The 21,001-nt window shown below is 37.0% G+C and carries 15 protein-coding genes; 10 read left to right on the top strand and 5 right to left on the bottom strand.

The features are described 5' to 3' along the window. Window positions 1–2,276, bottom strand: a 2,276-nt coding sequence (pheT, locus tag ACY65O_RS00815) for a phenylalanine--tRNA ligase subunit beta (RefSeq protein WP_462218947.1), incomplete at its 3' end; no start/stop codon positions are given. 144 nt (window positions 2,277–2,420) lie between these two features. Between pheT and ACY65O_RS00810 the strand changes: the two genes are divergently transcribed. The 4 genes from ACY65O_RS00810 (at window position 2,421) to ACY65O_RS00795 (ending at window position 6,362) form a co-directional block, all read left to right on the top strand. Then, entirely contained in the window at window positions 2,421–2,567 is a 147-nt protein-coding gene (locus ACY65O_RS00810) for a hypothetical protein (RefSeq protein ID WP_462218946.1), read from the top strand. A gap of 140 nt (window positions 2,568–2,707) precedes the next feature. Next, a complete protein-coding gene (gene dnaB, locus ACY65O_RS00805) occupies window positions 2,708–4,279 on the top strand; it encodes a replicative DNA helicase (protein WP_462218945.1) in 1,572 nt (523 codons plus the stop codon). A gap of 75 nt (window positions 4,280–4,354) precedes the next feature. Then, complete coding sequence (locus tag ACY65O_RS00800; protein ID WP_462218944.1) at window positions 4,355–5,641, top strand: esterase/lipase family protein; 1,287 nt, start codon at window positions 4,355–4,357, stop codon at window positions 5,639–5,641. Between the two features lie 4 nt (window positions 5,642–5,645). Next, entirely contained in the window at window positions 5,646–6,362 is a 717-nt protein-coding gene (locus ACY65O_RS00795; protein ID WP_462218943.1) for a 16S rRNA (uracil(1498)-N(3))-methyltransferase, read from the top strand. Here the strand turns inward: ACY65O_RS00795 and ACY65O_RS00790 are convergent. Both ACY65O_RS00790 and ACY65O_RS00785 read right to left on the bottom strand, forming a co-directional pair. Continuing rightward, the gene (locus tag ACY65O_RS00790; RefSeq protein ID WP_462218942.1) at window positions 6,359–6,991 is read right to left on the bottom strand and encodes a response regulator; all 633 of its coding nucleotides are present in this window, start codon (window positions 6,989–6,991) and stop codon (window positions 6,359–6,361) included. The two genes, ACY65O_RS00795 and ACY65O_RS00790, sit on opposite strands and share 4 nt — an antisense overlap. A gap of 55 nt (window positions 6,992–7,046) precedes the next feature. Next, a complete protein-coding gene (locus tag ACY65O_RS00785) occupies window positions 7,047–9,011 on the bottom strand; it encodes a tetratricopeptide repeat-containing sensor histidine kinase (protein ID WP_462218941.1) in 1,965 nt (654 codons plus the stop codon). A gap of 193 nt (window positions 9,012–9,204) precedes the next feature. On the opposite strand from ACY65O_RS00785, the gene ACY65O_RS00780 reads away from it, so the two are divergent. From ACY65O_RS00780 to ACY65O_RS00770, 3 genes are all read left to right on the top strand, one after another. Further along, window positions 9,205–11,547 (top strand): LamG-like jellyroll fold domain-containing protein, encoded by a 2,343-nt coding sequence (locus tag ACY65O_RS00780; RefSeq protein ID WP_462218940.1) that lies wholly within the window; start codon window positions 9,205–9,207, stop codon window positions 11,545–11,547. Window positions 11,548–11,647: 100 nt separating this feature from the next. Then, window positions 11,648–13,039, top strand: coding sequence for a hypothetical protein (locus ACY65O_RS00775; RefSeq protein ID WP_462218939.1), 1,392 nt, complete (start codon window positions 11,648–11,650; stop codon window positions 13,037–13,039). A 126-nt stretch (window positions 13,040–13,165) separates the two neighbouring features. Continuing rightward, window positions 13,166–14,776: a hypothetical protein gene (locus ACY65O_RS00770; protein WP_462218938.1), complete on the top strand. Its 1,611-nt coding sequence runs from the start codon at window positions 13,166–13,168 to the stop codon at window positions 14,774–14,776. 26 nt (window positions 14,777–14,802) lie between these two features. Here the strand turns inward: ACY65O_RS00770 and ACY65O_RS00765 are convergent, their stop codons facing one another. Next, a complete protein-coding gene (locus tag ACY65O_RS00765) occupies window positions 14,803–15,594 on the bottom strand; it encodes a TerC family protein (protein WP_462218937.1) in 792 nt (263 codons plus the stop codon). 7 nt (window positions 15,595–15,601) lie between these two features. Then, window positions 15,602–16,729, bottom strand: coding sequence for a quinone-dependent dihydroorotate dehydrogenase (locus ACY65O_RS00760; protein ID WP_462218936.1), 1,128 nt, complete (start codon window positions 16,727–16,729; stop codon window positions 15,602–15,604). An 88-nt stretch (window positions 16,730–16,817) separates the two neighbouring features. Here ACY65O_RS00760 and ACY65O_RS00755 point away from each other — a divergent pair, with 88 nt between their 5' ends. The 3 genes from ACY65O_RS00755 to ACY65O_RS00745 form a co-directional block, all read left to right on the top strand. Continuing rightward, a complete protein-coding gene (locus ACY65O_RS00755) occupies window positions 16,818–17,996 on the top strand; it encodes an acetyl-CoA C-acyltransferase (protein WP_462218935.1) in 1,179 nt (392 codons plus the stop codon). A gap of 171 nt (window positions 17,997–18,167) precedes the next feature. After that, window positions 18,168–19,835: a DUF1800 domain-containing protein gene (locus tag ACY65O_RS00750; protein ID WP_462218934.1), complete on the top strand. Its 1,668-nt coding sequence runs from the start codon at window positions 18,168–18,170 to the stop codon at window positions 19,833–19,835. Window positions 19,836–19,948: 113 nt separating this feature from the next. Then, on the top strand, window positions 19,949–21,001 hold a 1,053-nt coding region (locus ACY65O_RS00745; protein WP_462218933.1), incomplete at its 3' end, for a DUF1501 domain-containing protein.

The following is a 21,001-nucleotide window of genomic DNA, read 5'->3' as shown; positions in this document are numbered from 1 at the left end:
CTTTCAAAAACATCGAACAGACTAACATTTTTTAGTTTGTTAACTTTTGTTGCAAAAGTTGCTTTTTCAATTTGCTGATACAAAATACTCTTATCAACTACAATAGCCAAATCCCTGTGCACCGCCGGAAATTTTGAAATTTCTTTAAAACTGATCGTATTCTTTTTATTTAACCGCATTAATGTATCCCAATCAATATCGGCGTAAAAAACGGGTTGTTTGCAATCGAATTTATCGGCTGTTTTTTTATTTACTTCGCCCATTACAGCAACAGGTTCATTTTTTATTTTAACAGCAACGGCGTTGTTTAATTTTTCATTTTCCTCAATCAAAAATTCATTTATTGATACGCCTGTTAACGCTGCAATTTTTTCTATCACACCTTTTATTAAATAAAAATCTGTTTTTTGAGTTTTGTTATTCCATGCTGTTTCGGCTTTAGCACCGGTAACAAATAAACTCAAATGATTTTTTTCTGCATAACTGCCAATACCATCAGTTGAATAAGTTTTGCCAAATTCAAAAAAACGAAGGTTACTGTTTTTGCGGTTTAAATTGTGGGTTATGGTTTCTAAACCTGTTTCCAGCATTGATGGCCGCATAACATTCAACTCTTCACTTAAATTATTGATCATTTTTACAGTACCCTGCAATATTTGTTCCGTAAAATAAGCACTGTTGGTAATACTGTTGGTAAAAATTTCATTAAAGCCCAGCCCTGTTAAATATGCTGCAACTTTTTCCTGGTAAATAGTTTCATGCGCCAGTGTTTCCACCGAAGGTGCAATGGTAATCATTTGCTGTATCTCTACATTATCCAGTCCATCAATACGCATTATTTCTTCTACCAGATCTGCCGCAATGGTTATGTCGGGTTTACTGAAAGGCACTTTTACAAACAGTTCGTCCATGCCTTCTTTTATCATTTCGAAACCAAGGCTGGTTAAAATGTTTTTTATAGTATCGCCATGGTAATTTTTGCCGCTTAATTTTTTTAAGTAATGATATTTTAATCCTACTTCTGTTTTTTGTTTAGGGTCGGGATATACATCAATAACATCGCTTGCAATTTCGCCTCCGGCAATTTCTTTTATCATTATTGCCGCCCGTTTAAGCACATTTACGGTGTTGCTGATGTCCACACCTTTTTCAAAACGTGCCGCCGCATCTGTACGCAGGCCATTGCGCAAAGATGTTTTGCGGATGGTAACAGGGTTAAACCAGGCACTTTCTAAAAAAATATTTTTTGTTGAAGCAGTTACGCCACTGTGCAAGCCGCCAAACACACCGCCAATACACATAGGTGCATCAGCATTACAAATCATTAAATCTTCTGCTGATAATTTTCTTTCTTTTTCATCCAGCGTTATAAAAGCTGTTGACTCTGGTACATTTTTTACAATTACTTTGTTGCCGGTAATTTTATTGGCATCAAAAGCATGAAGGGGCTGGCCGGTTTCGTGTAAAATAAAATTAGTAATGTCAACAATATTATTTATCGGACGCAAGCCAATACTTTTTAATTTTTGCTGCAGCCATTTTGGGCTTTCGGCAATAGTAACACCGGCAATGGTAACACCGCTGTACCGCTGGCAGGCTGTTTCGTTTTCAATAGTTACATCAATTTTTAAATTTTGACTGTCTGCCTTAAAATTATTTTTAAAAGGAGATTTTACATGCGTATCTTTTTTATGATGATGCGATAAATAAGCACACACATCTTTTGCCACACCCAAATGGCTCATAGCATCCATGCGGTTGGGGGTTAAGCCAATTTCAAAAATAATATCGTTGTAAGTATTAAAATATTCTGCAGCAGGGGTGCCCACTTTTGCATCGGCTGGTAATACCATAATACCGGCGTGACTTTGGCCAAGGCCAATTTCATCTTCGGCGCAAATCATTCCGTGGCTTTCGGCGCCACGAATTTTTGCTTTCTTCATCGTTAATAGTTCGCCGGTAGATGGATAAATGGTGCTGCCAATTGTTGCCACCACTACTTTTTGCCCTACCGCAACATTTGGTGCGCCGCAAACAATTTGTAAAGGATCGGCTGTGCCAATATTTACTGTAGTTAAAGATAATTTATCAGCGTCCGGATGCTTTTCACAGGTTATTACTTCGCCAATTACCAGGCCTTTTAATCCGCCTTTAACTTCTTCATAGGGCTCCATACTTTCTACTTCAAGCCCAATAGCAGTTAAAATCTTACTTAATTTTTCCGCTTCAATTTTTTCGGGTAAATATTCACTCAGCCAGTTATAACTAATCGTCATTTATCTTTTTATTTTTTACAATTTGGGCAAAGATAGTTTTTTTTGCCGCTACCCTTATTAGTAACAACAGCCCTTTCCAAAAGCAAACTATCTTAAAAATGGTTACGAAAAATATATACTGTTATTTAAGCAGAACATAAACTAATGATTAAGTTTGATTTTTACAAGTGGGTAAAAAAAAGTGGTGGTGAAGAAAAAACAAAATTCCAAAATATTGTTGTTGATATCTTACAATATAATACCACCGATGTTGATTTTTATATGTTAACAACCCTGTTTATAACCGGTTAATAAAGTACATTTGCCTGTGCATTAGGTGTGGAGAATGAATATAAAAATAGTAGAATTACTAAATGTTAATAAACCAAATGGTTTTTGCATTTATCTTAGCCGCCCTGTAAAAAATAACCACCTTAACCAGCAAACTAAACATGGAACTAACCAATTATAATAAAGATAAAAAACTACGCCGTAAATCGCCACCCGACCTTACTTCTATGATGTATGGTAAAGTGCCGCCTCAGGCCAAAGAACTGGAAGAAGCAGTGCTTGGTGCAATAATGCTGGAAAAAAGTGCATTCGATACCGTAGTGGAAATATTAAAACCCGAATGTTTTTATGTAGATGCTCACCAGCGCATTTATAAAGCCATGCAGGGCCTGGCTATAAAAAGTTTACCAATAGATTTATTAACGGTGGTGGAAGAATTAAAATTCAGGGAAGAACTGGATATTGTTGGCGGGCCATATTTTGTTACCAAACTTACCAATGCGGTTGTATCCTCTGCCAATATTGATGCCCACAGCAGAATTGTTTTACAAAAATTTATTCAAAGAGAATTAATAAGAATAAGCGGTGAAATTATTGGTGATGCTTATGAAGACAGCACCGATGTCTTTGACATGCTGGATGAGGCCGAAGGAAAATTATTTGAAATTACCAATAGTCATTTGCGTAAAAACTTCGACAGCATTGATACCGTTTTGGTAAAAACTATTCAGCGTATTGAAGATATGCGGAACAGGCAGGAAGACATTACCGGTGTGCCAACCGGCTTTGCATCGTTGGATAAATTAACTTACGGATGGCAGCCTACCGATTTGATTGTACTGGCTGCAAGGCCATCGGTTGGTAAAACTGCATTTGCACTAAACCTTGCCCGTACTGCGGCCTTGCACCCTACCAAACCTACAGCCGTTGGTTTTTTTAGTTTGGAGATGAGCAGCAGTCAGCTGGTGCAGCGTATACTAAGTGCCGAGAGTGAGATATGGTTAGAGAAAATTGCCCGGGGAAAACTGGAAGAACATGAAATGAAGCAATTGTATAAAAAAGGTATTGAACGCTTAAGTAAAGCACCAATATTTATTGATGATACAGCTGCATTGAATATTTTTGAATTGAGGGCGAAATGCCGCAGGCTAAAAAATAAACATAATGTGGGGTTAATAATAATTGACTACTTACAATTAATGAGTGGCGCCGGCGAAAACAGAAATGGTAACAGGGAGCAGGAAATAAGTAAAATATCGAGAGATTTAAAAGGATTGGCCAAAGAGTTACAGGTACCCATTATTGCTTTATCGCAGTTAAGCAGGGAAGTAGAAAAAAGAAAAGAAGGCAATAAAATTCCGCAGTTGAGTGATTTAAGAGAATCGGGTGCAATTGAACAGGATGCTGATATGGTAATGTTTTTATACCGCCCCGAATATTATGATATTACCGCCAACGAATTTGGCGAAAGCAATAAAGGTGAAACTTATGTAAAGATTGCCAAGCACCGTAATGGTAGTTTGGATACTATTAAATTAAAAGCCTTACTGCATATTCAAAAGTTTATTGAAGATGAAGGTGGCAGCGACTTTGGTGGCGGCAGTGCACCATCAGGTGGTGGAGGCAACTGGAAACCCGTTGCAGGCTTAGATGGTGGCGATGGTGCTAAACTGTACATACAAAAAGGCAGTAAGATGAATGACGGGGAGTTTGATGATGAGGCACCGTTTTAAAATATTAATGAATAAGTAAAAATGAAAATGGAGGAACTAATATTCCTTCATTTTTTTTGTTAAGTTTGATGTACAATGAAAAAGATATTTTTTATACTTCTTCTTTTTAATCAAATATTATTTGCACAGATAAAATGTACTGATAACTATTTACCTGTTGTTTTTGTACATGGCTTTATGGGCAGCGGCGATAATTGGGCCACACAAATACAACGCTTTACTAACAATGGTTTTTGCGAAGACAGGCTTTTTGTATTTGATTGGAATAGTGTTGGCGGAAGCTCAGGCACCGGCAGTTTATTAAATAATTTTATTGATGATGTTTTAAAAAAAACAAATGCTCAAAAAGTTAATTTAGTTGGCCACTCTGCTGGCGGCGGAGTTTGTTATAATTTTTTAAAAGATAGTTTGCAGGCATTAAAAGTGGCTAAATACATTCATATTGGGAGCATAAAAATGAAAGCACCTGCAGGAAAAAATAATGAAGTGCCCACAATGAATATTTACAGTACGGATGATAAGGTAATGAAAAACGGTGGAGATATTGCTGGAGCAATTAATATAAAACAAACGGGTAACGATCACATGCAGGTTGCTACAAGCGGAACAACATTTTCGGCGATGTATTCTTTTTTTACCGGCTCTAAAAAAAATGTAAATACTGATCTTGTTCTATCAAAAGCGCATTATAAAATAATTGGTGGTAAAGGAGTAGTATTAGCAGAAAATACACCACTGGCTTATGATAGTTTTAGAGTAAATATTTTTAATCCAAAAACTGGAGAACATTATCCCACAAAAAATTCAGCCCCATCAGGCGATTATGTAAACTGGACGGTATTTGGTAAGGATGGAAGTTTTGCATTTAACCTGAATAAAGATAGCTATACCGAGTTTGAAGTACATCCATCAAAAGGCAGAAAGCTATTTTATTATTTTGAGCCACTGGTGAGCAATAACAAAAATATTTATTTAAGGGCATTGCCTGCAAGTGGTATGGCAGCTGCAATGCTCGGAAATATACCAAACGATGATAAGCAAACGGCGTTGGTTATTTTTAGTGCAAATAATGCAATTATTGCCGGTAGAGATAGTTTGGCAATAGATTCTATACCATTATCATTACCTGCACTTATGCCTGCAAACAAAACTGCTATTGCCTGTTTTTTATTTGACGATGGCGATGAAGTGACCAGCGGCAAAGCATTAAAATCGTTATCGGCAGCACCATTTTTAGCTGGAGCAGATGTATTTATTAAAGCTGATGAAAATAAAACAATGCGTATTTATTATAATGGAAGAAGCATTGTATTGCCAAAGCGAAAAAGTAAAGATGGAATTATGATTGTAGTATTTAATTAACTATATGGCGCTACCGTTTTTTTATAAAGAAGATATTAATTTAACAACTACAAATGTTGTGCTGGACGAAGCCACCAGCAAACATATTGTGCAGGTATTGCGTATGCAAAATGGCGAACAGTTACAGCTTACCAACGGTAAAGGAAATTTATTTACAGCAGAAATTACAGAGGATAACCGAAAAAAATGTGCAGTAACAATCATAAAAAAATCTGAAATCGCAAATCATAAATCTAAAATCTCTATTGCTATTTCGCTTATAAAAAACACTACCCGCTTTGAATGGTTTTTAGAAAAAGCAACAGAGATCGGCGTTACAGAAATTATTCCATTGGTTTGTGAACGTACAGAAAAAACAAATTTTAAAATAGAGCGGATGAAAAGCATTTTAGTAAGTGCCATGTTGCAAAGTCAGCAGTGCTGGTTGCCTGTTTTGCATAAGCCGGTAAAATTAGTAACGCTAATTAATCAATCAAAAATTGAAAAAAAATATATTGCACATTGCGAAGATGAAAATAATAAACAACCACTTATCAATAAACTAATAAACCAATCAACTAATAAACTGATTTTAATTGGCCCCGAAGGAGATTTTACAAAAAATGAAATTGAACTGGCTTTACAAAATAATTTTATACCTGTCGCATTAGGCGAAACCAGATTAAGAACCGAAACAGCAGGAGTAGTTGCAGCTACTTTACTCTGTATTGGTAACGCTTAAACCAGTTTTTTTTCTCTTGCCAATTTTAATAATTGCTGTGTAGAGTTTGTATTTAATTTTTGCATTAAATTTTTGCGGTGCGTTTCTACTGTAAAGTGACTGATGAATAATTTTTCGGCAATTTGCGGACCATTTAATCCTTCTTCTAATAATTGCAGTAACTCTTTTTCTCTACGGGTTAATGCAGGCAAGCCGTTTAATGCTGTAGATACAGAAGAGAATTGTTCTAACACCCTTTCATTAGCAGCCTTGCTTAAAAATATTTTACCGTCCATTACTTTATCAATAGCTTCCAGTAATTCGCTGCGTTCCATGTTTTTTAATAAATAACCATTGGCACCACGATGTAACAATTGCGTAATTATAGAAGCATCATTGGCAGAAGTAAGGCCCAATATCTTACTGTATTTATTTTTTGCTCTTATTTTATCGCATAGTTGCAGTCCGTCAATATCGGGCAAACTGATATCCAGCAAAATTATTTCCGGTTCATTGTTTTCTAAAAAGGCTATAGCCTCGGCACCATTTTTAGCTTTACCAACAATAGATAAATAGCTGGCATCTTTCAGCATCATTTGTATGCCGTCGGTAACCAGTGGATGATCATCAATAATAAGTATGTTTATCATTTTAATTAATACTAGTCTTTTACAAAATTTAACTAAACTTCTAAACCCTAAACTCCTAAACGTTTTCTTCCAACAAAAACTCCATCACCACAGTTGTTCCAACTTTCTCTCTGCTGTCAATAGCAATTGTGCCGTGTAAATAATTAACCCTGCTTTTAATAATTCCCAGGCCGCTATGTTTTTTATTATCTATGTAATACTGATTAAATCCAATGCCATTATCTTCTACTGTAACCATTAGTCTTCCTGCATCCTGGTTAAATTGTACAATAGCTTCTGTTGCCTGGGCATGTTTAATGATGTTGCTCAAAAGTTCCTGCACAATACGGTATAACATAATTTCTGCAGAAGCTTTCAGCCTTTGCTCCATGCCGTACGATTGTAATTTTACCTGCATCAATTTACCCGAACTTATATTGCTGCACATATCCTGTATGGCAGGTATTAATCCTAACTTAGCTAAAACTTCTGGCATCATGTTGTGAGCAATGCGGCGTACCTCTTCGCTGGCGGTATCAATTAATTCGTAAGTTTTATTAAACAGTGTATTCTCCTTTAATTTTTCCTGCTCGTGCTGCAAGGTACTAAGATACATTTTCATGGTGCTGAATAATCCTCCCAATCCATCATGCAGGTCTTTTGCAATACGGGTACGTTCTGCCTCTTGTCCGTTAACCATACTTTGTAAAGAAATTACCTGTTGCTGCCCTTCTAAAAATTTAATTTGTTCTTTTTGAATATCATGTTCTTTTAAAGCCAGTATTTTTTTGCTGTTGCTGTTACGGTACATTAAAGCAAGTATCAGCATAATGGCCGCAGCACTTAAACTACCAATTAATAAAAACCTGTTGCGCTTTACTGCGGTTAATTCTTTTTCTGCATTCGCAATTTTTAATTCACCAATTTCTTTTTCTTTTTTTTGCGATTGGTATTTGCTCTCTAAAGACAAGGTTGTTTTTTGAGTAGCTTCGTTAGTAGCACTATCGGCATAAATTTTAAATTGCTCTGCATACTGTAAAGCTTTTTTATAATCACCCTTAGCCTCTGCTGTATTTTTTAAAGTATTAAAAGTGCTTGCGGCTACTTTAATATGATTTACCGACAAAGCGATTGTGTTGGCTACGCTTGCAAAACGATTTGCTTCGGTATATTTTTTTATTTTATAATAAATAGCAGCAAGATTATCTCCTGCTTCTGCTTTTAAATAATTGTTGTTATTGTTATCGGCATATTGATAAGATAAATGATAAGCGGCCAATGCCTTTTCATAATCAGCTGTTTGATCATAATAAAATCCTTCCGAACTGGCAGTTAACATTTTCAACACAATGTTGTCGAAGTTTTTAGTAAGTGCAACTGCAGTATCTAAAAAAGGTTTTGCAGTAGCTGTTTGTTTAAGGTTGATGTAGGCATCTGAGATTGCTGAGTGTAATAAAATTTTATACCGTTGCTCATCAGGGTAGTTGGTAAACAGTAAAGCTTTTTTAGCATAGGTGATGGCTTTTTCAAATTGATTTTCTCCAACCAGTGCGCCATAAATATTATAGTAAATTTTTGGCAGCAATTTAATCAATGCAGAGTCCATAGCTTTTTCTGCAATAGCAGCACTTTGTAAAGCATAGGTTAATGAGTTATTATAGGCAGCTTTGTAACGCTCCATCATCGACAGGGTATTGTAGCAATTGGCTAATAAAAAAGAATCGTTTAACTGCAGTGCTTGAGTTTCAGCAAGGCCAATATATTTTACGGCACTGTCGTATTTAAAAAGATTAGTGCATACAAGCCCCATGCTGTAATGCGCTTTAGCCAGTCCTTTGGTATCATTTATTTTTTTAGCCAGTGCAATTGTTTGCTGTGCATACTTGTAAGTAGAATCGAACAAGCCGGCATTAAAAAAATTACGCTGAATAGCTTGTAATGCTTTTACCGAATTGGTATCAGGGGTTTGTTTATTGGCAGTAACAAAAAGGCTGTCTTGTATTTTTTTATCCTGCCCAAACGAGTTGAACTGATATAACAAGCATATCAATAACAATATGTACCCACCCGTTTTTCTCAACACATAAATTTTTATAAAATTAAGCTTATAATATGCATTTTGTTTCTACCTGAGTTCAGGTATTTTTTTTTGGATAAATACCTGAACTCAGGTATTGTTTGCGGCTTTATATTTTTCCACTTTTACAAAACAAACCTTACTAAAAATATTTGTTATGAAAAAGATTTTACTTTTCTCTTTTGTTTTACTGGTTAATCTGTTTGCAATAGCACAAACTCCCGTGGCCTATTATCCTTTTAATGGTAATGCCAACGATGCTATTGGTATTAACCATGGTACACCTACAAATGGTGCCTCCCTTACCACCGACCGGTTTGGTAAAGCAAACAGTGCTTATAGTTTTGATGGTGTGGACGACGGTATTTTTTTTGCCTCACTGCCTATGACGAATACAAACAACTTTACATTAATGGCCTGGGTTAATCCGGCTGTATTTGATCCTGCAAATCAATTTAACCGAATGATTATTAACATTGGAACCGGGGTTGACGGTTACAATATGGGCATGGGCAACAGCAATGGTATTGGAAACGGAAGCGGATTAGGAGGCTTATACAATTTGGTTTCATGGCTTAACAGCGGTTCGGTTTTTCCAACAATCAACACCTGGTATCATGTAGTAATGGTGAGAGAAACTGTTGTAACTAAGTTTTACCTGAATGGAACGCAGACTCCAAATACTTCCAACGCCACACCTAATGTACCAACTGCTTTGTTTGAAATTGGGGGGCAAGGAACAGCAAACACACATGACTGGAATGGCAAAATTGACGAAGTAAAAATTTACAATGTAGCATTAACTGCCCTGCAGATACAGCAAGAATATGCTTCAAGCAGTCAAATTCAAAAACCCGGCAGTGGTAATGCAATGAGCTTTGCAGGAAGCTCAGAAAATGTTGTAATACCCCATAACAACAATCTGAATTTTGAAATCAATCAAAATTTCACCATCGACTTTTGGCTTAAGTTGCCGGTAAATCAAAATAACCTTAGCAACGTAACCAATTCTATACTGGAAAAATATTCCGGTGCAGGAGGGGCAAAAACTCCTTATTTATTTCAAATTTATAATAGTTCAAGTGGTGTAAGTAATGGCGTATTCCAATTTCTAAGGTCGGACGGGGCAACTTTTAAAGACCTCTTTTTTATCAATGCAAACGATAATAAATGGCACCATGTAGCCCTGCACAAAGAAGATAATAATTTACGATTATTTAAAGATGGTATTTTACAGGGTTCAACAACTGATTTTGCATCGGGTACAGTAAGTAATACCACTAATGTACTGGCCGGTATAAGAGCTACAGGAATTAGCCCATTAACTGGCCAGATAGATGAAATTAGATTTTGGAATACAACCCTAACCGAATCTCAAATCCGTGACAGGATGTGTAAAAAAATTACATCTGCCGATGCCTTATACTCCAACTTGGTTGCCTACTATAATTTTGACGAAAGTACAGGTACAACAGCATTTGATGGAACTGTAAATGCTAACAATGGTACATTAGCCAACAGCCCCACAAGAGTAACAAGCGGCGCAGCCATTGGCAATTCCAGCAGCCACGATTATGTAAATGCTATAAAAAACGCTTCACTCACACATGCCACTGGCGAAAACCTTACCGTTAGTTCTACTTCAGGTTCACCGGATGGAATACAAGTATATCTGGTAAATGAAAAACCCAATTCACTAACAGGGGCAAGTGGTGTGGGAGAAAATAATAAATACTTTGGCGTGTTTCAGGTAAATGGAACTACACCACAATATACTGCCGTGTATAACTACAATGGTAACCCATTTGTAAATCCGGCAATAGAATCGCAATTGCGGTTAAATAAAAGAACTGATAATGCTGCTGTCGGTTGGAGTACTATGATAGCCATACCAAACGAACCTGCCAATATGATTACTGTAACAGGTGAAAGCACCGAATATATTTTGGGCCAGTTAAGCGGATCATTACCATTAAAGCTGATAAGCTTTATGGCTCACAAACAGCAGCAATCAGTTTCATTAAACTGGAAAACCGACAACGAAATAAACACTTCGCATTTTGAAGTGGAAAGAAGTGTTAACGGGATTGATTTTAAAAAGATAGGAACAGTAACTGCATTAAACAGATCGGGTATTAATCAATATAGTTTTGAAGATGTTAGCCCTTCCGGTGGTGTTAATTTATATCGCTTGAAGCAGGTAGATATTGATGCTAAGTTTGAATATTCCAATACAGTTAAAATTTTATTCAGCTCTAAAATAAATATAACCATCTACCCCAATCCTGTAGTTGATAAATTAAAAATTCAAATACCCGGTTCATCATTAAAATGGATGAGCAGTATTTATGATGCTGCAGGCAAATTGGTTTATCAACAAGTGAATACCGCCGCCGCCAATTTAGTAGAAATTAATATTACTGCACTGGCAAAAGGTAATTATGTACTTGTATTAAATTCCGGATTGGAAACATTTACAGCAAAATTTTTAAAACAATAATTTATAACCATTAAACCATCCCAAAGAGGCTGCCAAGTTTTTATAAAAGGCAGCTTCTTTTATTTTACGTTTAAAATTCATGATTTTTAAAAAAATAAACATGAAAAAAATTCTATCATTTACTATTCTCACATTTATATTTTCTATTGTAAATGCACAGGTGGGTAAAGTGGGTATCAACACCACTGCACCACAGGCAATGCTGCATGTAAAAGACAGTAGTGTTTTATTTTCTGCTTCAACCTTACCGGTAATACCCGGCAATCCACCGCTATCGGGTATCGGTACCAGAATGATGTGGTACAGCGATAAAGCAGCCTTCCGGTCGGGATATGTGGATGGTTTAAATTGGGATAAAGACAGTACCGGTGTTTATTCTTTTGCTACTGGATACGATACAAAAGCTAAAGGTGAAAATTCTTTTGCATCGGGGTTTAGAACAAATGCCAGCGGAGGTTTTTCTTTTGCATCAGGTTTTAATACTGTAGCGGAAGGGCAGCGGTCTGCTGCATTTGGTAATAATACATTTTCACGGTTTAGTGATGGAATGGTATTGGGAACTTTTAATGATACAAGCGATATGTTTTTTTCGCAAGGCGTATATACTCCAACGCTGTTTGCAGTAGGTAATGGAACAGCTAACAATAACCGCAAAAATGCTTTTACAGTAGCTGCTAATGGACGTATAGGTATTGGTACCACGAATCCGCAGGCAGCTTTGCAAATTATTAATCAAAATTCTTTAGATCAGCACATTGCATTAAACTCTATATTTAACAGTATTGATACGGCTTACATTAAATATGAAGACCACCGTATGCAATTCAGAAACACAAATGATTTTGGTTCCTTCTGGGACTTTCAAAACAAATCGGGTGTTACGCAATGTATCATTAGTTCTAACGGAGATGTTGATATTAAAGGAAGATTTACAATGGGGCCAAACAGATCTTTAGGCGTTAATACCACCAGCCCCTTTGCACCTGTTCATATAATTAATAATGCGGCATCAGGAGGAAGTTTTAATGCCAAAGCCGGTATCATTATGGAAGATAATGATCATGCTTATATGCAATTTTCCAACCCCAATAACAGAGAAGCCGGGCTGCTCTCCGGTAATGCTTCAACAACAATTCGCAGCGCAATAATATTTTCAATTGACAGCGCTTTATTATTTAGAGCCGGTGGTAACAGCACCCGTGTAACCATTACAAAAGTTGGCGATATGGGTATAGGTACGGGGGCACCTGCAGCAAAAATTGATGTGAATGGAGATTTTAAATTGGGTGCTGCCGGTACTGTTTTAACTAATGTAATTAAAGTTACTGTAAATGCAAATGTTCCGCCAGTTGCTGCGGTTACAACTGCAGCATTTACATTTAAATATTCCAAATGCAGTAATTGGCGCAGTGGCTATGGTTTCGCCTGGTGGTACACTAAATGCAGGAATGGTAATGGCATCTGCAAGGGTATCAGCAGCAAATACAGTTGAAGTAAGATTTGTAAATACAACAGCAGCACCAATTGATCTGGCGGCAATGGATTTTTTTATTGCAGTAATACAATAAATCTTGTAGAAAATAATTTTAAAATTTACATTGATAGAAATAAATAAAAAATGAAACAATCAATTTTTTTTCTTGCATTTATTTTTCTTCATACTTTATTGCCTGCACAATCTGTTGCAATTAATACCGATGGCAGTGTTGCCAGCAGCAGCGCTTTGCTGGATGTGAAAAGTACTACCAAAGGATTATTAATTCCCAGAATGAGTAAGCCAGAAAAAAATGCGATTACTTCACCTGCCACAGGTTTATTGATTTATCAAAATGCACCCGATAGTATTGGCTTTCATTATCACGATGGCAGCAACTGGCTTTGGCTGGAAGCTTTAGCCAATGCCGGCTGGAAAACAAAGGGAAACGCAGGTACCGATACAGCGGTAAATTTTATTGGCACTACAGATAATATGCCTTTGCGCTTTAAGCAAAATGGACAATACCTTGGCCAGTGGGATATAAATAAAGGCAACTATTTAATGGGCGACCGGGCCGGAATTCAAAAGCCTGGGGCCATGCAGAATTCAATAGCCATTGGAGACAGCGCATTGGCAGATATAGGGAGTGTTGTATCTCCTGCATCTTCCGATTACAGCATCGCTATTGGTTATAAGGCATTAAAAAAGCACCAGTCGCAAATTGGTAATATTGCTGTAGGTGCATTTACATTGCAGAATTTTGTTTCGAACAGTGGCGGTGGTTTTGGGAGTGTTGCAGTAGGTTACCAGGCAATGAATAAAATATTAACCGGCGAACAAAATGTTGGAATTGGCGCATTTTCATTAGTTAATGATACAACGGGTGTTGGTAATACTGCAATGGGAGCAGGATCTTTAGGCAACAAGAAAACAGGTAATTTTAATACAGCCAGCGGCTTTTATGCAGGCGTTACTTTGCGTATTGGAAATAACAATACATTCCTTGGAGGAAATGCTTATTCTGCGTTAGATAGTTTGCAAAATGCTGCAGCCATTGGTGCTTTTACACAGGTTGATACTAGTAATGCGATGGTGTTGGGTAGTATCAATGGGGTAAACAGTGCCACTGCAAATGTGAATGTAGCCATAGGAACAACCAAACCAAAAGCAGCATTGCATGTAAGCAGGGGAAGTACGGGTAATGTTTTAAATATGCCTTCCAACAGGATCAGTTTATTTGAAGATAATGTATCAAACTATATACAATTATTAAGTCCCGATGCAAACGAAACCGGAATGTTAGCTGGCAATGCAGCAACATTAATTAAAAGCGGTATTATTTTTACAGCCGACAGTACCATACAATTAAGAACCGGAGGTAATAATACAAGAGTTATAATTGATGATAACGGCAGCGTTGGTATTAATACTTTGCCTTTCATTCCATTAAGTAAATTGGATGTAAACGGATCTTTTGGTAATGCAATAAGAATAGTAACAGCAACAACAACGTTAGATGAAAATGATCATACCATAATATTAAACAGCCCGGTTGTTTCACCAATAATGGTTAATCTTCCATTAACAAATACAGTAATGAAAAGAGAATACACGCTGGTAAATCAAAATAACTTTAACCATGTAACAAATTTTCAATACAGGGATTTTACAAACACAGCTGTTTCAACCATACCAGCCAATACCAGCATTACATTACAGGCAACACCAGGTGCCTGGTACAGGGTGAGATAAATTTCTAATAAATTGTAAAAAATAATTTACAAAATCTTTTGCTGCTCTGCATCAATATGAGGCGATCGTAATTCCACTGGTTTTTTACTGCGTTTACGTAATTGAAGATTTAAAACTTCTACACCTAATGAGAAGGCCATCGCAAAATAAACATAGCCATGTGGTATTTCAAATTTTTCTACATGCACACCATCTACAATTAAGGTAAAGGCAATTAAAATTAAAAAAGATAAGGCCAGCATTTTAAATGTAGGATGCTGATTAATAAATTTACTTATCCTTCTTGCAAAAATAAACATCACAATCATAGATATAATTACAGCAGCAAAACGTACTACCTGCAATTTGCTCATGCCCACAGATGTTATAATGCCATCCACGCTAAAAATAAAATCTATTAAAACAATCTGGCGGATGATGGCTGCAAAGCCAACACCTGTTTTTTTATTTTCTATTGATTCATTGGGGTCTTCGCCTTCTAATTTATTATGAATTTCTAAAGTGGTGTTTACCATTAAAAATAATCCACCGGCTACCATAATTATATCTTTTAAAGAAACCGGGTGCTCCCAAATTTTAAACAATTCTTTTTCTCCATTTAATAAATTGCCTAAAATATATAACAAAGCAATACGCATTATCATGCCTGCAATCATCCATATCCTGCTGGCTCTTTTCTTTTCTTTTTCTGTTTTAAGTTTCCCCAGAATGATGGATACAAAAATTACATTATCAATACCCAGCATTACTTCCATTAAGGTTAGTGCCAGTAAACCCGTAATGCCCGCCGTAGTAAACAGTTCGTTTAATTCGTTCATGTTATATTTAATTTAATCCTTTGCAAATATTTTTTACAATTGCAGGTCCTTCGTAAATAAAACCCGTCCACACCTGTACAAGGGAAGCTCCAGCTTCCATTTTCTCTTTAGCATCCGCTGCGGTAAATATACCGCCACTTGCAATAATGGGTATTTGCCCGTTTGTTTTTTGATGAATGTATTGTATTACTTCGGTACTTCTTTTTTTAACAGGTAAACCACTTAAGCCGCCTGAACCAATTTTCGTGAGTTGTAAATCGTCAGTCGTTAGATTGGAGCGGCTGATTGTAGTGTTGCTTGCAACAAGGCCATCTAATTTAATTTCTAAAGCCAAATCAATTACATCATCCAATTGTTCGTTGGTTAAGTCGGGTGCTATTTTTAAAAGAATTGGTTTAGGGTTTAGCTGTTTAGTGTTTAAGGTTTGAAGGTTGGCCAAGATCTTTTTTAAAGAATCTTTTTCCTGCAATTCTCTTAAACCTGGTGTGTTGGGGCTGCTTACATTTACTACAAAATAATCTACATAATTATGCAAAGCGGTAAAGCAAATTTCATAATCTTTCCAGGCAGTTTCGTTAGCAGTTAATTTGTTTTTGCCAATATTTCCGCCGATAATAAGGGGTTGTTCGTTGCCCGTTACCCGTTGTCCGTTGTCCAATCTCCAAGCTTTTAATCTTTCAACAACTGCTTCAACGCCGTCGTTATTAAAACCCATTCTATTTATTAAAGCTTTGTCTTTTGGCAACCTGAATAATCTTGGTTTGTCATTACCAGCCTGCGGCTTGGGTGTAACGGTTCCAATTTCTACAAAACCAAAACCCAGTGCTTCCAGTTCATTTAAATATTTGGCGTTTTTATCGAAGCCGGCGCCAAGACCAACCTTATTTGAATACTGAATATTGAATATTGAATATTGAATATTTTTTTTGGGGTGAAAGGAAGCAGCTATTAATTTTTTTACCCCCGGTATTTTACACAGCAACCTCAATCCGTTCATCGAAAAATAATGAACCCACTCAGGATCAAAAAAAAATAAAACCGAACGAAGAATTTTGTACATGCGGCGCAAAAATAAGTTACTGTATTCAGTTTTTTGTTTTCGTGGAGAAATTATACCTTTGACATTAAGTTGCATAAACAACTAATTCGGTTGATAGATCACAGTTTATTGAAAACATGATCTTGCTGTCAACCATCAACTATTAACTATCAACTATTTCAACATGCAGGAAGCATACATTGTAGCAGGTTACCGAACCGCTATTACAAAAAGTAAAAAAGGTGGCTTTAGATTTACAAGGCCCGATGATCTGGCCATTGATGTAATTAAAGGTTTGCTGGCAAGTGTGCCGCAGCTGGATGTAAAAAGAGTGGACGATGTAATTGTAGGTAACGCTGTACCTGAGGCGGAGCAAGGCTTACAGGTAGCAAGAATGATCTCTGCAAAAGCAGTAGGTATTCATGCGCCGGGTATTACCATCAACCGTTATTGCGCCAGCGGATTAGAAAGTATTGCCATGGCTACAGCTAAAATAAGAACGGGCATGGCCGAATGTATTATTGCCGGCGGTACCGAAAGTATGAGCATGGTGCCAACAGCAGGTTGGAAAACTGTACCATCATATTCTATCGTAAAAGACGAACCCGATTTTTATTTAAGTATGGGTTTAACTGCCGAAGCCGTAGCAAAAGAATACAATGTTTCAAGAGAAGATCAGGATGCATTTAGTTACAACAGTCATTTAAAAGCTGGCAATGCCATTACATCAGGCTTTTTTAAAACTGGTATTCTGCCAATAAATGTAGAAGAAATTTATTTGGATGAAAAAGGCAAGAAACAAAAAAGAAGTAAAGTTGTAGATACGGATGAAGGTGTAAGAGCCGATACCTCAATTGAAGGGTTGGCAAAATTAAAACCTGCTTTTGCTGCAGGTGGTTGTGTTACAGCGGGCAACAGTTCTCAAACCAGCGATGGTGCCGCATTTGTAATTGTAATGAGTGAGCGCATGATAAATGAGCTGGGTTTAAAACCCATTGCCCGTTTGGTAAATTGTGCCAGTGCCGGTGTTCACCCTCGTATTATGGGTGTAGGCCCCATTGAAGCAGTACCCAAAGTTTTAAAACAGGCTGGAATGAGTTTGGCAGATATTGATCTGTTTGAATTGAACGAAGCTTTTGCATCGCAGGCATTGGCAGTTATCAGAACTTTAGAATTAAACCCCGACAAAGTAAATATTAATGGCGGTGCCATTGCATTGGGGCATCCGTTAGGCTGTACCGGTTGTAAGCTAACCATACAATTGGTTAACGATATGAAAAGATTAAACAAAAAATACGGTATTGTTACCGCCTGTGTTGGGGGCGGGCAGGGAATTGCCGGCATTATTGAAAATATCCAGTAATAATATTATCTTTAAGCTGTTTAATAAATGCCTGTTATTAAACGGGCATTTATTATTTTACAGGCAATAAGTTTACCTTAAATCAAATCCTGTAAAAGCAAACTCCCAATTAAACTTTAATTTTTTTATTTAGTCAGAATATTTTTATACCACTCTTTCAAATAAACTGCTATGGATAGAAGAGATTTTCTTACCGCCAAAAAATCAAAAAAAGCCGGTGCGGTAACATTTGCATCGCCTGCCCGAACTTTAAGCGGCATCAATCCTTACACCGGGCCATGGACCACCAACGAAGTAATACATCTTTTAAAGAGAACCATGTTTGGTGCTAAAAAAGTTGATGTAGATTATTTTGTTAGCCGTAGCATGAGCCAGAGTGTAGATGAATTATTAAGCCCTACAGCACCAGACCCCAACCCACCGGTAAAAGAATATGTTACTTCTACCCAGCCGGGTACACCCGATAGCAATATTGCACAAGGCACCACCTGGGTAAATGATATTAATGGTGATGGTACTGTACAAAGTCAGCGCCGCTCATCTTATAAAAAATGGTGGACGGGAGTGATGATAAACCAGGACAGAAGCATTAAAGAAAAAATGCAATTTTTTTGGATAGATCATTTTGGTAACGAAGCAGGCGATGTTGGAAATGCTAATTGGGTTTATAAGCAGCATACTACCATAAGGCAAAATTGTTTAGGCAATTTTAAACAGCTGGTAAGAGATATGACTGTTGATATCGCTATGTTGCGATATTTAAACGGTTATCTAAATACAGCAACAGCACCCGATGAAAATTATGGCAGGGAACTGCAGGAATTATTTACATTGGGCAAAGGCCCCGACAGCAAATACACCGAACAGGATGTAAAAGAAGCAGCTAAAGTTTTAACCGGCTGGCAAATTAACGGTACCACTTACCAAGCCGTATTTACTTCAAGCCGCCACAGTACGGTCAGCAAACAATTCTCTTCTTTTTATAATAATACACTTATTACCGGAAGAACAGGCGCAACCGCAGGAGATTTGGAACTGAATGATATGCTCAATATGATTTTTGCCCAGAACGAAGTGGCAAAATTTATTGTAAGAAAATTTTACCGTTGGTTTGTATATTATGATATTGATGCCACAACAGAAGCAAATGTTATTACGCCGTTGGCAGATATTTTCCGCAACAACAATTATAATATTAAACCTGTACTAACCACTTTATTTAAGAGCGAACATTTTTATGATGTGCTTAACCAGGGTTGTGTAATTAAAACACCTGCGGATATAGTAATTGGATCTATGAGGGAGTATGATGTAAAAATGCCTGCACTAACAGATTGGGATACTAATTATGGCCATTGGAATACGCTGTATTCTTTTATGTTTAACATGGGCCTTAATATTCATGATCCGGCAAACGTAGCAGGCATGCCAGCTTATTACCAGGAGCCATCATTTCATGAAATTTGGATAACCACAGATTCATTGCCAAAACGTAACCAGTTTACTGATATAATGACCAACACCGGTTACACAAGAAATAATATAAAAATGCAGTTTGATTTTGTAGCCTATGCAAAAACACTATCCAACCCCGGCAATCCTAATGATTTAATTGATGATGCATTGAAATATCTCTACCGTTTAAATTTATCGCCGCAGGTAAAACAGCAAATGAAAACACAAATGCTGTTAAGCAATCAGCAGTACGATTATTACTGGACCAATGCATGGATGGCATACATTGCCAGCCCCACTACAGCAAATTTTAATATTATAAATACAAGGTTAAAAGATCTGTTCAGGTATTTAATGAATTTAAGTGAGTATCAGTTAAGCTGATACGTGAATAGTGAATCGTCAGTCGTGAGAATGCACTCAGATTCTCATAAGCTGCTCACAACTGAAGATTCACTGCTCACGAAAAATACTTTTTCTGTTATAAAAAAATCAATATGAAACGGAGAGAATTTTTAGAAAAATCAGCAGCAGTTACATTGCCTGCTTTAATAAGTGGATATGCTGTAAAAGCATTAAATGCCAACTCACCGTTAGTACAGGCATTAATTGGTACCGGTACCAATACCGATCATGTATTGGTAATAATTCAATTATCCGGCGGTAATGATGGTTTGAATATGGTAATACCCATCAGCACTTACAGTTTATACAATGCAGCCCGTACAAATATTGCTATACCCGAAAATAAAATTTTAAAATTAAATGGATTTGCAAATACAGGTTTGCATCCTGCCATGACAGGTTTGCAAACTATGTATAATGATACTAAATTAAAAGTGATACAGGCTGTAGGTTATCCGCAGCCCAACTTTTCCCACTTTAGGGCAACAGATATCTGGATGACGGCAAGCAACAGTGCACAGGAAGTATATACCGGCTGGGGCGGACGATATTTGAATTATGAATATCCTAATTTTCCTAATGGTTATCCTAATGCAAATGTGCCCGATCCCTTAGCCATACAAATTGGCAGCACTGCAACATTAACCACACAGGGGCCAAGCGTAAATATGGCCATGAGTATTACAAGTGCCACAAATTTTTATCAGTTAATAAATGGTACCAGCGATCCCGTTCCTGCAACGAAGGCTGGTAAAGAGTTAAGCTTTATACGCACCGTTGCAAAACAAACACAGCAATATGCCGGAAGGATTACATTTGCTGCCGGAAAAGTAACGGCACAAAGTTCTTACCCCACCAATAACAGTTTAGCCGATCAGTTAAAAATTGTTGCCCGTTTAATTAAAGGCGGTTTAAAAACAAGGGTGTATATGGTAAGTTTTGGCGGCTTTGATACCCATAGTTTACAAACTACTGTTGCAGATACAACTGTTGGCGGCCACGCCACCTTGTTAGGTAGGGTAAGTGATGCTATAAAAGCTTTTCAGGATGATCTAATTTATTTGGAAATAGAAGACAGGGTGGTGGGTATGACATTTAGTGAATTTGGGAGAAGAATAAAAAGCAACAGCAGTGTGGGAACCGAT

Source organism: Ferruginibacter sp. (assembly GCF_031430955.1).
GTDB lineage: Bacteria > Bacteroidota > Bacteroidia > Chitinophagales > Chitinophagaceae > Ferruginibacter.
The sequence above is the reverse complement of the archived record's forward strand: the minus strand, read 5'-3'. Positions and strand labels throughout refer to the sequence as shown.